This is a genomic window from Streptomyces sp. rh34 (assembly GCF_002551245.1).
Lineage (GTDB): Bacteria > Actinomycetota > Actinomycetes > Streptomycetales > Streptomycetaceae > Streptomyces.
The window spans coordinates 1-14,348 of the sequence record NZ_NTGZ01000190.1 but is presented as its reverse complement, the minus strand read 5'-3'; the positions used below and the strand labels follow the sequence as shown (position 1 = coordinate 14,348).

Here is a 14,348-nt window from a genome sequence, read left to right as displayed (position 1 = left end):
TCAGAGATGTGTATAAGAGACAGCCGCCACCCGCCCCCAACCACCACCCCATGGGGACGGCGAAGCGAACGCACCTCCTCATTCACTGCAAGGAGCCGCACACTGTGAGCAGTGCCGACCAGACCCCTGCCGCCAGCCCCGCGCTGCGCGCCGACATCCGCCGCCTCGGCGACCTCCTCGGCGAGACCCTCGTACGCCAGGAGGGCCAGGAGCTCCTCGACCTCGTCGAACGGGTCCGCGCCCTGACCCGCACCGACGGCGAAGCCGCCGCCGAGCTCCTCGGCGACACGGACCTGGAGACCGCCGCACAGCTCGTGCGCGCCTTCTCCACCTACTTCCACCTCGCCAACGTCACCGAGCAGGTCCACCGCGCCCACGAGATGCGCGACCGCCGCTCGGCCGAGGGCGGCCTGCTGGCCCGCACCGCCGACCGCCTCAAGGACGCCGACCCCGAGCACCTCCGCGAGACGGTCAAGAACCTCAACGTCCGGCCCGTCTTCACCGCGCACCCCACCGAGGCCGCCCGCCGCTCGGTCCTCAACAAGCTCCGCCGCATCGGGGCCCTCCTGGAGACCCCGGTCATCGAGGCCGACCGCCGCCGCCTGGACCTCCGCCTCGCCGAGAACATCGACCTCATCTGGCAGACCGACGAACTCCGCGTCGTCCGCCCGGAACCCGCCGACGAGGCCCGCAACGCCATCTACTACCTCGACGAACTCCACGCGGGCGCCGTCGGAGACGTCCTGGAGGACCTCGCCGCCGAGCTGGAGCGCGTCGGCGTCGAACTGCCCGCCGGCACCCGCCCCCTCACCTTCGGCACCTGGATCGGCGGCGACCGCGACGGCAACCCCAACGTGACCCCGTCCGTCACCTGGGACGTCCTGATCCTCCAGCACGAACACGGCATCACCGACGCCCTGGAGATGATCGACCACCTCCGCGGCCTCCTCTCCAACTCCATCCGCTACGCCGGAGCCACCGAGGAACTCCTCACCTCCCTCCAGGCCGACCTGGAACGCCTCCCCGGCATCAGCCCCCGCTACAAGCGGCTGAACGCCGAGGAGCCCTACCGCCTCAAGGCCACCTGCATCCGGCAGAAGCTCGTCAACACCCGCGAGCGCCTCGCCGAAGGCACCCCCCACCGCCCCGGCTGCGACTACCTCGGCACCGCCGAACTCCTCGCCGACCTGGAACTCATCCAGACCTCCCTGCGCGCGCACAAGGGCGGCCTCTTCGCCGACGGCCGGATGGACCGCACCATCCGCACGCTCGCCGCCTTCGGCCTCCAGCTCGCCACCATGGACGTACGCGAACACGCCGACGCCCACCACCACGCCCTCGGCCAGCTCTTCGACCGGCTCGGCGAGGAGTCCTGGCGCTACGCCGACATGCCCCGCGACTACCGGCAGAAGCTCCTCGCCAAGGAACTCCGCTCCCGCCGGCCGCTCGCCCCCACCCCGGCCCCGCTCGACGCGGCCGGCGAGAAGACCCTCGGCGTCTTCCACACCATCAAGCAGGCCTTCGAACGCTTCGGCCCCGAAGTCATCGAGTCCTACATCATCTCGATGTGCCAGGGAGCCGACGACGTCTTCGCCGCCGCCGTCCTCGCCCGCGAGGCCGGACTCATCGACCTCCACGCCGGCTGGGCCAAGATCGGCATTGTCCCGCTCCTGGAGACCACCGACGAGCTCAAGGCCGCCGACGTCATCCTCGACGCGATGCTCGCCGACCCCTCCTACCGCCGCCTCGTCTCGCTCCGCGGCGACGTCCAGGAGGTCATGCTCGGCTACAGCGACTCCTCCAAGTTCGGCGGCATCACCACCTCCCAGTGGGAGATCCACCGCGCCCAGCGACGCCTCCGCGACGTCGCCCACCGCTACGGCGTACGCCTGCGCCTCTTCCACGGCCGCGGCGGCACCGTCGGCCGCGGCGGCGGCCCCTCCCACGACGCCATCCTCGCCCAGCCCTGGGGCACCCTGGAGGGCGAGATCAAGGTGACCGAGCAGGGCGAGGTCATCTCCGACAAGTACCTCATCCCCGCCCTCGCCCGCGAGAACCTGGAACTGACCGTCGCGGCCACCCTCCAGGCCTCCGCCCTGCACACCGCGCCCCGCCAGTCCGACGAAGCCCTCGCCCGCTGGGACGCGGCCATGGACACCGTCTCCGACGCCGCCCACAGCGCCTACCGCAAGCTCGTCGAAGACCCCGACCTGCCCGCGTACTTCCTCGCCTCCACCCCGGTGGACCAGCTCGCCGACCTGCACCTGGGCTCACGGCCCTCCCGCCGCCCCGGCTCGGGCGTCTCCCTCGACGGCCTGCGGGCCATCCCGTGGGTCTTCGGCTGGACCCAGTCCCGCCAGATCGTCCCCGGCTGGTACGGCGTCGGCTCCGGCCTCAAGGCCCTGCGCGAAGCCGGACTCGGCACCGTCCTCGACGAGATGCACGAGCACTGGCACTTCTTCCGGAACTTCCTCTCCAACGTGGAGATGACGCTCGCCAAGACCGACCTGCGCATCGCCCGGCACTACGTCGACACGCTCGTCCCCGACGAGCTGAAGCACGTCTTCGACGCCATCGAGGCCGAGCACGCGCTCACCGTCAGGGAAGTCCTCAAGGTCACCGGCTCCACCGAACTGCTCGGCACCAGCCCGGTGCTCCAGCAGACCTTCGCCATCCGCGACGCCTACCTGGACCCGATCTCCTACCTCCAGGTCTCGCTGCTGGCCCGCCAGCGCCAGGCCGCCGAGCGCGGCGAGGAAGCCGACCCGCTGCTCGCCCGCGCCCTGCTGCTCACCGTCAACGGCGTCGCGGCAGGACTCCGCAACACCGGCTGACCCACCGACACACGAGTGCCCCGTCGGGCCGACGGGGCACTCGTGTGTCTCAAGCCGTCACCGCGCACCAGGAGCGGCGGGCCGGTGAGGGGCGGCTCAGGCCGACGCCGGTCGGACTCCGGCCGCCGCACCGCCGAAGAGGTGCGCTCGCCGACGGGGCGTCATTCCTGTGCGGCCTACTGCCGGGCCGTGCGGCGGCGACGTGTCACCAGGAAGGCGCCGGCGCCCGCGAGGGCGAGAGCGAGGGCGGCCAGAATGCCCACCGGGGCGCTGGATCCCGTCTCGGCCAGGTCGCCCTCGCCCGTGCCCGTGCCCGCGCCCGTGCTTTCGGAGGCGGACGGCGTCGCGCCCGGGGTCTCCGACGTGGCCGTGGCCGACGGCGTTGCACTCGGCTCGTCCGTCGGGGTGCCGGTCGGGGTGTCCGTGGGGTTCTCGGTCGGGGTTTCCGTGGGGGTTTCCGTCGGCTCGGTCGCCGACGGCGTCGGGGTCACCGAGGCCGGGCAGGTGTGCGACAGGTTGAACTTGCCGTGCTTGACCGTGCCGTCGATCTCGGCCTCGACCGCGGTCAGCTTCGCGCCCGGCTCCGAAACGGCATAGGCATGGTCGTCCTTGGGCGGGCCGAAGACCGTGATCACCTGTTCACCGCCCGGCTCGAAAGTCACCGTCAGCTTCGTGAAGGTCGCGCTGTTGCCGGGAAGCACGAAGTGCCAGCCGTCCTTGTCGGCGGGAACCCCCGGACAGGTCCCACCGGAGTACCCCTCCGCTATCAGCGGCAGCTCCTGACGGAGAGTGGGGTGGCCCGCATCGCCGTCGGTGGCAGCGGCGAGGGGTGCCACCGTGAGGACGTCGTCATGGCGGCGACCAGCACGCCGAAGGTGGTCAAGGAACGTCGCATGGGCAGTCGTCCATCTGATAGTCGAAGGATGCCCTCGAAGAGGGGCGAGGGCAGACTAACCCCGCCACCGAGCCGTCCTCGACCCACCTCCCATAACGATCAGGGCTGCCGTTTCCGGACACCCCGTCACAACGCCAGGAACGTCGTCACCAGGAGCAGCCCGCCCGCCCCCGCCAGCGACCACGCGAACCGCGTCGCCCGCAGACCACCCGCGGCCAACGGGGCCGCGAGCACCATCGCCCCGCCCAGGGGCAGCCAGGCGTGCAGACCACCGCCCCACCCCGCCCTCAGCGCCTCCCGCGTCCCCGGCTTCACCACCACCGGCAGGGTCCGCCCCTCGCGCACCGCCACCGAGCGCCCGATCGTCACCGTGTCGCGAGGCGGGCCGCCGCCCCTCGGCACATAGCGGCCACCACACCTCTCCTCGCCGCAGTCGGCCACCGTCAGCACACCCCGCTCACGCCCCTCGGACAGCAGAACGTGATGCGCCGACTCCCAGGAAGCCCAGGCTCCCGTGCCGAGGAGCAGCAGGATGACCAGGGCCGCGGCAACTCTTCGCAGATGTGTCATGGGCGGCGATCGTACAGACGTACCGATCCGCGCCGACGCTCAGGAGTTGTACGCACTCTGCGCCCGCTCCAACCCCTCCGCCAGCAGACACTCCACCGCGTCCGCCGACCGGTCCACCAGGAACGCCAGCTCCTTGCGCTCGGTCGACGAGAAGTCCTTCAGCACGAAATCCGCGACCTGCATCCGACCCGGCGGCCGCCCGATCCCGAACCGCACCCGGTGATAGTCCGGACCCATCGCCTTCGTCATCGACTTCAGCCCGTTGTGCCCGTTGTCACCGCCGCCCAGCTTCAGCCGCAGCATCCCGTAATCGACGTCCAGCTCGTCATGGACCGCCACGACGTGATCCGTCGGCACCTTGTAGAAGTCCCGCAGCGCCGTCACCGGCCCGCCCGACAGATTCATGTACGACATCGGCTTCACCAGGATCACCCGGCGGCTCGCCGGACCCGGCGGACCCACCCGCCCCTCCACGACCTGCGCCTGCGCCTTCTGCGCCCGCTTGAACTTGCCGCCGATCCGCTCCGCCAGCAGATCGGCGACCATGAACCCGACGTTGTGCCGGTTCGCCGCGTAGTCGGGACCGGGATTGCCCAGGCCCACGATGAGCCAGGGGTCGGTGGCGTCGGACATCAGCGCTCGGTCTCCTCGCACGCAGGGGGGATGGCAGGCAAACGGGGCGGCGGCTCCCGGAAGGGAACCACCACCCCGTCAGTCAAGCAGGTGGAACGGTGAGCGATGAGGCTCAGGCCTCGGCGGCGGCCTCGCCGGCCGCGTCCGCGGACGGCTCCTCGGCCTGCGCGGCGACGACCTGGATCACGATCGCGTCCTCGTCACCGGCGAGCACGGAGCCCTTCGGCAGCGTGATGTCCTTGGCCTGGATCGAGTCACCGGCGTCCAGACCCGCGACGGAGACCGTCACGGACTCGGGGATGTGGGTGGCCTCGGCCTCGACGAGCAGCGTGTTCAGCACGAACTCGAGCAGGTTGGCGCCCGGCGCCAGGTCGCCCTCGGCGTGCACCGCGATCTCGACGTTGACCTTCTCGCCGCGCTTCACGGTCAGCAGGTCGACGTGCTCGATGGTGCTGCGGAGGGGGTGACGCTGCACCGCCTTGGGGATGACCAGCGTGTCCTTGCCGTCGATCTCCAGACCGATCAGCACGTTGGCCGTACGCAGCGCCAGCAGCAGCTCGTGGCCCGGCAGCGTGACGTGGACCGGCTCGGCACCGTGGCCGTAGACGACCGCGGGAACGCGGTTGGCACGACGCACACGGCGGGCGGCGCCCTTGCCGAACTCGGTACGGACCTCGGTGGCGAGCTTGATCTCAGCCATGGTTGCACTCCTCGTCAGGTGGGTGAGCCGTCGGGAGACGGAACACGAACGGTCACCCGGCCCACGACAGGCCTGCTACGAAGAGCGCGTCGATAACGGACCGCCGTACACACAGGTACGGCCTCCCTCGCCGAGCAACTCGCTGAGTCTACCCGGCGGGGAGGCCGCACCCCAAAGTGGATCACCACAGGGTGATCGTCACTGCTGTCAGCCCTGCTCCTCGAAGAGGCTCGTCACCGAACCGTCCTCGAACACCTCACGCACCGCACGCGCGATCGTCGGCGCGATCGAGAGCACCGTGATCTTGTCCAGCTCCAGCTCACCCGGCGTCGGCAGCGTGTCCGTGAACACGAACTCGCTCACCTTCGAATTCTTCAGCCGGTCCGCCGCCGGACCCGACAGCACCCCGTGCGTCGCCGTCACGATGACGTCCTCCGCACCGTGCGCGAACAGCGCGTCCGCGGCGGCGCAGATCGTGCCACCGGTGTCGATCATGTCGTCGACCAGCACACAGACCCGGCCCTCGACGTTGCCCACGACCTCGTGGACGGATACCTGGTTCGGCACGTCCTTGTCGCGGCGCTTGTGCACGATCGCCAGCGGCGCGTCCAGCCGGTCGCACCAGCGGTCGGCGACCCGCACACGGCCCGCGTCCGGCGACACGATCGTCAGCTTGGAACGGTCGACCTTCGCGCCCACGTAGTCCGCCAGGATCGGCAGTGCGAACAGGTGGTCCACCGGGCCGTCGAAGAAGCCCTGGATCTGGTCCGTGTGCAGATCGACGGTGAGAATCCGGTCCGCACCCGCCGCCTTCATCAGGTCCGCCACCAGACGGGCCGAGATCGGCTCACGACCACGGTGCTTCTTGTCCTGACGGGCATACCCGTAGAACGGCACGATCACCGTGATCGAGCGGGCCGACGCGCGCTTCAGCGCGTCCAGCATGATCAACTGCTCCATGATCCACTTGTTGATCGGAGCCGTGTGGCTCTGGATCAGGAAGCAGTCCGCGCCACGTGCCGACTCCTGGAAGCGCACGTAGATCTCACCGTTGGCGAAATCGAAGGCCTTCGTCGGCACGAGACCGACTCCCAGCTGATGGGCGACCTCCTCGGCAAGCTCGGGGTGGGCGCGGCCGGAGAAGAGCATCAGTTTCTTCTCGCCGGTCGTCTTGATCCCGGTCACAGCACAGTCTCCTCAGACGTGTATCTGGCGCTGCACGCATAGGTCCCGATGTGCAACGAGCCAGCCGAAATGGGTGAGCATCTATCACGGTACGCCGTCACCGGCGCACCTGTTTCCGGTCAGCTTTGCCCGTCGGTCTCCCGCGACGACGCCTGAGCGGCCTGCGCGGCCGCGCTGCCCGGCCGCTTCCGGGCCACCCAACCCTCGATATTCCGCTGCTGGCCCCGCGCCACGGCCAGGGAACCTGCGGGCACGTCCTTGGTGATGACCGATCCGGCGGCGGTGTAGACGCCGTCCCCGACCGTGACGGGCGCCACAAACATATTGTCCGAACCGGTACGGCAGTGGGAGCCGATCGTCGTGTGGTGCTTGGCGACGCCGTCGTAGTTCACGAAGACGCTCGCCGCACCGATGTTGGTGTGGTCGCCGATCGTCGCGTCGCCGACGTAACTCAGATGCGGGACCTTGGTCCCCTCCCCGATCGTGGCGTTCTTCATCTCCACGTACGTACCGGCCTTGGCCTTCGTCCCCAGCCGCGTGCCCGGCCGCAGATAGGCGTACGGGCCGACCAGCGCCCCCGCCCCGACCTCGGCCGAATCCGTCACGGAGTTGTCCACCCGGGCCCCGGCGCCGACGACGGTGTCCTCGATCCGCGAGTTCGGCCCCACCTCGCTGTCCTCCGCGAGGTGCGTCGTCCCCAGCAGCTGCGTCCCCGGGTGCACGACCGCGTCCCGCTCGTACGTCACCGTCGCGTCGATCAGCGTGGACGACGGGTCCACCACGGTCACACCCGCGAGCATCGCCCGCTCCAGCAGCCGCTCGTTCAGCAGCCGGCGCGCCTGCGCCAACTGGAGCCGGTTGTTGATGCCGAGGATCTCCCGGTGGTCGCCCGCCACCGACGCCCCGACCCGGTGCCCGGCCTCGCGCAGGATGGACAGCACGTCGGTGAGGTACTCCTCGCCCTGGCTGTTGTCGGTGCGCACCTTGCCCAGCGCCTCGCCCAACAGCCGCCCGTCGAACGCGAACACCCCGGAGTTGATCTCCCGGATCGCCCGCTGCTCGTCGGTGGCGTCCTTGTGCTCGACGATCTCGGTGACCGCACCGGTGGCCGGGTCGCGCACGATGCGCCCGTAGCCGGTGGAGTCCGGGACCTCGGCGCTCAGGACGGTGACCGCGTTGGCGTCGGCGGCGTGGGTGGCGGCGAGCGCGCCGAGCGTCTCACCGGACAGCAGGGGGGTGTCGCCGCAGACGACGATCACGGTGCCCTCGACGCTCCCGCCCAGCTCCTCGAGACCCATGCGGACGGCGTGCCCGGTCCCGTTCTGCTCGGCCTGGAACGCGGTGCGCACGGGGGCGTCGCCGGCGTTCAGGTGCGCGGTGACCTGCTCGCTCGCATGGCCGACGACCACGACGAGATGCTGGGGGTCCAGCTCACGGGCGGCGGCGACGACATGTCCGACGAGCGAGCGCCCGGAGATCTCGTGCAGAACCTTGGGTGTCTTCGACTTCATGCGGGTGCCCTCACCCGCTGCGAGGACGACGACGGCTGCCGGGCTGGTTGCGCTCACGGATGTGCCCTTCGGCTTCGGGTGGTGGTCATCCGCAGGATACCGGGGGTGTTTCCGGGCGAAACGGGGGCGGGCCCCGACCGGTGGGGTCGGGGCCCGCGTGCGCTGCTCCCGGGGAAGGACTCGAACCCTCATGATCAGATCCAAAATCTGACGTCTTGCCCTTAGACGACCCGGGATGGGCGTTATGTCCGATTCTCTTGATCGGCTCTTTTTGCAGCACCTACTATGCCGCACCAGGAGCCCTCGATGCGACGGTACAGCTCGGCGCTTTTCAGGACACGTACCGCGAGGCAGCCCCGATAGTTTTCGCCGACGTTCATGCCGGGGTCGCTGTTGACGAACGTGACCCGCTCCTGGGTGCGGTACGGCTTGGACTTGGAGCCTTCCGCCCAGTAGAGGCCGACGCCCAGTAAGAAGAGCTCGCGATCGGTCATGATGCCGATCTCGTCTGCGGCCTTCTGCTTTGCTGCCCGGCGCTCGGCGTCCCGCCGCTGGAGTGTCGCTTCCCAGCCACGCCGCCCGATGGCGGAGGACTCCTCCCGGGTCCGCTGGCGTACCGGTTTCGGCAGGTCCCGCACCCACAGCGAGATCGAACTCTTCGAGCAGCCCAGTTCCACCTGGATCTGGTCGTACGTCATGCCCTGGAGCCGCAGCTCCCGGGCTTTGGCCCGTACGTCGTCCTTGGCGCGGGGCCGCTTCGTCCACTCCGGTGCGGGCTCTCCCTCCAGGAGTCGGTTGAGGATGTCGTTGTCGTCGACGTGGAGCCGGTCGCGGATCTGGCGGCGGCTGAGCCCCTCCCGGCGCAGCGCGACCGCCCGCTCGCGCAGGCCCTCGAAGTCGGCGTACTTGTTTGTGGTTTCCGTCATACGGGGATCGTCGTCCGGAATGCGAACGTCCGGGTCGAAAGCGCGGTCGATTCGCCATTTCAGGCGATCGGCATGTGTTTCGTGCTTGTTCGAACGCGGAACGTGCTGTTGGCGGTCACCCGAAAATGAGATGCGTCCGCCCGTAGGCTGGATGCCATGACCGCAACGGGGGCAGACCGGGAAGCGGCGGGATCGACCACCCGCGGCTACTGGTGGTGGGAGCGGCGACGCGGTGTCGCCCTGGACGTGGGACTGGCGCTGGTATCGGCGCTGGAGTGTGGCCTGGAGGGGGTGGAGTTCGCCCGGAACACCGGGATACCGGTGCCGGTGGGTGTGGTGTTCGGACTGCTGGCGGGTTCGGTGCTGTTGGTGCGTCGGCGGTGGCCGATCGCCGTGGTGCTCGTGACGATCGCGATGACGCCCGCCGAGATGGGTTTCCTGATGGCCCTCGTGGGCCTCTACACGCTGGCGGCGTCCGAGGTGCCGCGCCGGATCACCGTCGTGCTGGCGGGGATGGCGCTGGTGGGGACGTTCGTCGTCACCTGGGTACGGCTGCGGCAGAGCGTGGCGGAGCAGACGGATTTCGGGCCGGGGGACTGGTATGTCCCGCTGATGTCCGTCTTCATGGCGGTGGGGCTCACGGCCCCGTCCGTGCTGCTCGGCCTCTACATAGGGGCCAGACGCCGTCTGATGGAGAGCTTGCGGGAGCGGGCCGATTCGCTGGAGCGGGAGCTGTCGCTGCTCGCGGACCGGGCCGAGGAGCGGGCCGAGTGGGCGCGTACGGAGGAGCGGACACGGATCGCCCGGGAGATGCACGACGTGGTCGCCCACCGGGTGAGCCTGATGGTGGTCCACGCCGCCGCCCTGCAGGCCGTCGCGCCGAAGGACCCGGCGAAGGCGGTGCGCAACGCGGCGCTGGTCGGGGACATGGGCCGGCAGGCGCTGACGGAGTTGCGCGAGATGCTCGGGGTGCTGCGCAGCGGGGACGCGCTGACCGCGCCTGCGGCCGCGGGGGCCGGGGCGGGGGCGGGTCCGCTGGCGTCGGTGCCTGTCTCTTATACACATCTCTGAGCGGGCTGGCAAGGCAGANCACGCCTCCCTCGCGCCATCAGAGATGTGTATAAGAGACAGCGCTGACCGCGCCTGCGGCCGCGGGGGCCGGGGCGGGGGCGGTTCCGCTGGCGTCGGTGCGGCAGGCGGCCGTCGCGGCCGCTGCCGCCGCCGCGTCCGAGGACGGGCCCCGGCTGCATGAGCTGGAGGCGTTGGTGGCGCAGTCACGGCAGGCGGGGATGACGGTGGAGCTGTCGGTGGACGGTGAGCCGCGGCCGTATCCGCCGGAGGTCGAGCAGACGGCGTTCCGGGTGGTGCAGGAGGCGTTGACGAACGTGCACAAGCACGCGGCGGGCGCGAAGACGTGGGTACGGCTCGCGCATCGGGAGGCCGAGGTCGCGATGCAGGTGGAGAACGGTCTCTCGGACGCGGCGGCGGCGGATGCGGGGCTGCCGAGCGGGGGGAACGGGCTGGTGGGGATGCGGGAGCGGGTGCTGGGGCTGGGGGGCGTGTTCGTGTCCGGTCCGACGGACGCGGGGGGCTTCCGGGTTTCGGCGGTGCTTCCGGACGGCTCGGGCGACGCCTGAGGTGGGCGCCTGCCTCAGACGTCGCCCGCTTGAGGGTCGCCCGTTTTCAGCCTGTCCGGCGTGTGCGGGCCCGCCCATTTCAGCCTGTCCGGCGTTTGAGGACGGAACCCTGGCTGCGGGGAGCGGCGACCCTTCCGTGTCCGGGAAGCGATGGTGCCGGTTCGTCCCGAGCGACGGTTCCGTCCTCGAACGCCGGACGAGCTGGGGGGTGCTCGTCCTGTGGGGGTCAGGACGACGAGGTCAGGCGGGCCGGCTGGGTGCCGGTGACCAGGGTCGCCAGTGCCTCGTCGATGTCCTGGCCCAGGAACCAGTCACCCGTGTGGTCGACGCTGTACACCCGGCCCTCCACGTCGATCGCCAGGACCGCCTGCTCCTCGCCCTCCGCCCCGAGCGGGCTGACCTCCGTTTCCAGGGCGCGGCCGAGGTCCCCGAGCGTCCGGGCCAGGTGGAGGCCGCTGAGCGGGTCGATGCGTACCGCGGCGGGCGCGATGTGGCGGCCGGGCGCGGAGGCGGTGATGTGGAGGCCGCCGAACTCGGCCCAGGCCTCGACCGCGGCCGGGAAGACGGCGTGCTGGTGGCCGGCCGGGGAGGCGTGGGAGCGCAGCGCGTCGGCCCATTCCTCCGCCTGGCGGATGTCCCAGCGCCCGGGCTGCCAGCCCGCTTCGCGCAGGGCGGCGTCGACGGCGACGGGGAAGCGGGTGGTGGAGTGCTGCTGGCGGTCGTGCATCGGTGGGCGGTCAGCCCTTCTCGGCGGTGGTCGCGGCGCCGGTGGAGGTCAGGTCGACGGGGCGTACGCCGAAGTGGGACAGGAGTGCGGAGCAGGACCGGCAGGGTGGTGCGTAGCTGCCGTGGAGGGGGTCGCCGTCCTCGCGGATGCGGCGGGCGGTGAGCCGGGAGTGCTTGAGCGCGCGGCGCGCCTCCCCGTTGGTCAGGGGTTTTCGCTGGGCGCGTTTGGAGCGCCCGCTCTCGGCGGCGGTGAGCTGGCGGGAGAGCAGTATGGCTTCGGGGCAGCGGCCGGTGAAGCGTTCGCGCTGGCCGCTGGTGAGGGTGTCGAGGAAGTCCTGGACGAGCGGGTGCAGCACCGGTGGCTGGTCCCCCTTGCCCGCGGTGCAGGTCAGCGTCTCGCCGCGGACGGACAGTGCGGCGGCCACGGCGGGGAGGATCCCGTCGCGGCGGTGGATCAGTCGGGGCGTACGGCTGGTCTCGGTGCTGCTCCAGGTGAGTCGCGGATCCCCTGATGTGACGGTTTGTGTGGAATGCATCGTGCTGTCGTCCCTCCCTGCAATCCCCCGAGTTGCGGGGACAGCCTGCCAAATGTGCCAGGTGGTGGGGAAGCTGGGGCGGGGAAACGTGTCTGCGTGTCGCCCGAAGGTGCGGGACCGTCGTCTCACCGTCACGCGAATGTGACCGTTCGTGACGGTTCCGGCGGGACGGGACCCCCTGGTGCCCCACCGCTTAGGCTGTGCGGAACACCGGACGCAGCAGGGGGCATCAGCCATGACGACAGGTCGGCTCGGGCAGCAAGCCGCGCCACCGAACGCCGCCTACGCCGGGCAGGTCGTGAACTTCCCGGACCCGGTCCGGGCGTCCCGCCACCCCGGAGGGGTGCGGATGGACGGGAGCGGCCACCCGGTTCTTTCGCCGTACGCGCGTGCCGCCGCCGAGATCGCCGATCCGCCCCCGGGCTTCGGCATCGATGAGCTGCGCCTCACCGACTACGTGTCGGCGAACGCGGCGTTGGCGGCGAGCGGTCATGACCTGTGGGACACGATTCCCGCGGTGGCGACCCCGCACGGCTGGACCTGGCACCACGTGCCGGGCGGCCGGCGGATGGAGCTGGTGCCGGTCGAGGTGAAGGCGCTGCTGCGCCATCACGGAGGTCTGGCGGGTACGGACGTGGATCAGAACCGGCGCGGCACCCGTCCGTTGCAGGAGACCCGTCCGACGCACTTCCGGCTGCCCAAGGGGGCGGCCGCGGTGAGCGAGCAGCAGGTTCAGGGCGTCGAGGAGGACCTCGGCTTCCGGCTGCCCGGCGCGTACCGCTCGTTCCTGAAGGCGGCGGGCGGTTCGGCCCCGGTGGGCGCGGCGCTGGACGCGGAGCTGGGGCTGCTGGTGGACCAGCCGTTCTTCACGGTGCGTGACGAGGCCGCGATGAACGATCTGGTGTACGTGAACAAGTGCCTGCGGGACCACTTCACCAAGGACTACCTGGGCGTCGCGTTCGTCCAGGGCGGGATTCTCGCGGTGAAGGTGCGCGGCCAGGATCTCGGTTCGGTGTGGTTCTGCCCGTACGACGATGCCCGGGACCAGGACGGCTGGAGTGTCCAGGAGCGTGTGGAGCGGCTGTTGCTGCCCTGCGGTGCGGACTTCGACGCCTTCCTCCAGCGGCTGGCGGGCAATCCGCCGGAGCTGGAGACCGTGGCGAACCTGATGGTGGACGGTGGCTTCGCGCGCGCCGTCCCGGTGGAGGGGTGAGCGCGGTGGTGACTTTCGCGCAGGCGCAGGAGCGGGCGGACGAGTGGGTCAACGGTGACGTGCCCGCGTACCAGCACCGTGAGGTGCGGGTCCGTGAGTTCGAGCTGGGGTTCGTGGTGTGGGCCGAGGACCGGCCGGAGGGCCCCGTGTCGGACGGGGGCCGTCAACGGCTGGTGATCGCGCGGGACAGTGGTGAGGCGACGTTGTGGCCGGGGCTGCCGGTGGGTGAGGTGATCCGGCGGTACGAGGAGGAGTACGGGGCTCCGGCCGGTGCGCCGGTCGCCGCTCCCGAGCCGCCGCGGCGGGTTGATCTGAACCAGACGTCGTTCCTGTTGACGCCGCCGGAGTGGCTCCAGGAGGCGGCGGACAAGCTGGGGATTCCGGATCATCGTGCGGAGCGGCGGGAGTCGGAGGAGGCGTCCGCGGCTGCTTCCGGTGCGCCTGCTGCCGCTCCTGTTCACGAGCCGGCGCCGGAGTCGGGGCCCGAGTCCGGGCCCGTCCCTGCGTCCTCCGTCGGCGCGGACGTGCCGCCGGCTCCCTCTCCGGTTTCCGCCGGGGGCTCCGCCGCGTCGTGGCCCGCCGCCGGCGGTGGCGACGCCCACGAGCCCACGGCCTCCGAGGGTGTGCCCGCCGGGGCGACCCCCTGGGCGGGTACGGACACCAACTCCGACTCCGACGACGGGGCCGTCCCGCTGCCCGCGACGGTGTTCGCGCCGCCGTTGTCGGGCACGGACGACGAGGGGGCCCCGCCGCCGGTCGTCCCGGCGGAGGCGCCCACCGCCCTGATGTCCGGGGGCAGTCAGCTGCCGCGTACGCAGGTGGCGCAGGCGCTTCGGCCGGATCAGGGCCCTCCGGGACCGTCCGGCGACATCGCGGACGCGGCCACCAGCAAGGCCGTCGTGCCGCCGCGCGGGGCTCGCGGGGGCGGTGCGTCGGCCCCGCCGCCGCCCGGTGCGCCGGGGGTTCCCGGGATGCCGCCCCT

General features: G+C 71.0%; 11 protein-coding genes, 1 tRNA gene and 3 pseudogenes. 5 read left to right on the top strand and 10 right to left on the bottom strand.

The genetic code is table 11. From position 1 onward, the window contains the following. Nucleotides 1-104: 104 nt before the first annotated feature. Entirely contained in the window at nt 105-2,834 is a 2,730-nt protein-coding gene (gene ppc / locus CR470_RS27520) for a phosphoenolpyruvate carboxylase (RefSeq protein WP_097870212.1), read from the top strand. Nucleotides 2,835-3,010: 176 nt separating this feature from the next. On the opposite strand, the gene CR470_RS27515 is transcribed toward ppc, so the two are convergent. The 8 genes from CR470_RS27515 to CR470_RS27480 all read right to left on the bottom strand — a co-directional run bounded on the left by CR470_RS27515 (nt 3,011) and on the right by CR470_RS27480 (nt 9,254). Next, nucleotides 3,011-3,670, bottom strand: a complete 660-nt coding sequence (locus tag CR470_RS27515) for an LPXTG cell wall anchor domain-containing protein (RefSeq protein WP_097870211.1) — start codon at nt 3,668-3,670, stop codon at nt 3,011-3,013. A gap of 185 nt (nt 3,671-3,855) precedes the next feature. Beyond that, entirely contained in the window at nt 3,856-4,299 is a 444-nt protein-coding gene (locus tag CR470_RS27510) for a hypothetical protein (protein ID WP_097870210.1), read from the bottom strand. Nucleotides 4,300-4,338: 39 nt separating this feature from the next. Further along, nucleotides 4,339-4,932 (bottom strand): aminoacyl-tRNA hydrolase, encoded by a 594-nt coding sequence (pth, locus tag CR470_RS27505; protein WP_097870209.1) that lies wholly within the window; start codon nt 4,930-4,932, stop codon nt 4,339-4,341. A 112-nt stretch (nt 4,933-5,044) separates the two neighbouring features. After that, nucleotides 5,045-5,632: a 50S ribosomal protein L25/general stress protein Ctc gene (locus CR470_RS27500; RefSeq protein ID WP_097870208.1), complete on the bottom strand. Its 588-nt coding sequence runs from the start codon at nt 5,630-5,632 to the stop codon at nt 5,045-5,047. Nucleotides 5,633-5,839: 207 nt separating this feature from the next. Then, nucleotides 5,840-6,817 carry a ribose-phosphate diphosphokinase gene (locus CR470_RS27495; protein WP_097870207.1) on the bottom strand — a complete coding sequence of 326 codons (978 nt, stop codon included), beginning with the start codon at nt 6,815-6,817 and terminating at the stop codon, nt 5,840-5,842. 119 nt (nt 6,818-6,936) lie between these two features. Then, a complete protein-coding gene (glmU, locus tag CR470_RS27490; RefSeq protein WP_097870206.1) occupies nt 6,937-8,385 on the bottom strand; it encodes a bifunctional UDP-N-acetylglucosamine diphosphorylase/glucosamine-1-phosphate N-acetyltransferase GlmU in 1,449 nt (482 codons plus the stop codon). A gap of 108 nt (nt 8,386-8,493) precedes the next feature. Then, a tRNA-Gln gene (locus CR470_RS27485) sits at nt 8,494-8,564 on the bottom strand. A 6-nt stretch (nt 8,565-8,570) separates the two neighbouring features. After that, nucleotides 8,571-9,254 carry a hypothetical protein gene (locus tag CR470_RS27480; protein ID WP_097870205.1) on the bottom strand — a complete coding sequence of 228 codons (684 nt, stop codon included), beginning with the start codon at nt 9,252-9,254 and terminating at the stop codon, nt 8,571-8,573. A 156-nt stretch (nt 9,255-9,410) separates the two neighbouring features. On the opposite strand from CR470_RS27480, the pseudogene CR470_RS27475 reads away from it, so the two are divergent. Both CR470_RS27475 and CR470_RS27470 read left to right on the top strand, forming a co-directional pair. Continuing rightward, a pseudogene (locus CR470_RS27475) lies at nt 9,411-10,265 on the top strand (sensor histidine kinase); the annotation flags it as partial. A 152-nt stretch (nt 10,266-10,417) separates the two neighbouring features. After that, nucleotides 10,418-10,891: pseudogene (locus CR470_RS27470) on the top strand (sensor histidine kinase); the annotation flags it as partial. A 226-nt stretch (nt 10,892-11,117) separates the two neighbouring features. Here CR470_RS27470 and CR470_RS27465 read toward each other — a convergent pair. Further along, nucleotides 11,118-11,618: an SUKH-3 domain-containing protein gene (locus CR470_RS27465; protein WP_097870204.1), complete on the bottom strand. Its 501-nt coding sequence runs from the start codon at nt 11,616-11,618 to the stop codon at nt 11,118-11,120. Between the two features lie 10 nt (nt 11,619-11,628). Further along, the gene (locus CR470_RS27460; RefSeq protein ID WP_030086269.1) at nt 11,629-12,153 is read right to left on the bottom strand and encodes a YwqJ-related putative deaminase; all 525 of its coding nucleotides are present in this window, start codon (nt 12,151-12,153) and stop codon (nt 11,629-11,631) included. A 235-nt stretch (nt 12,154-12,388) separates the two neighbouring features. Here CR470_RS27460 and CR470_RS27455 point away from each other — a divergent pair, with 235 nt between their 5' ends. Together CR470_RS27455 and CR470_RS27450 are read left to right on the top strand one after the other, a co-directional pair. After that, on the top strand, nt 12,389-13,366 hold the full coding sequence (locus tag CR470_RS27455; RefSeq protein WP_097870203.1) for an SMI1/KNR4 family protein: 978 nt from the start codon (nt 12,389-12,391) through the stop codon (nt 13,364-13,366). A 5-nt stretch (nt 13,367-13,371) separates the two neighbouring features. Next, nucleotides 13,372-14,348: pseudogene (locus CR470_RS27450) on the top strand (SUKH-4 family immunity protein); the annotation flags it as partial.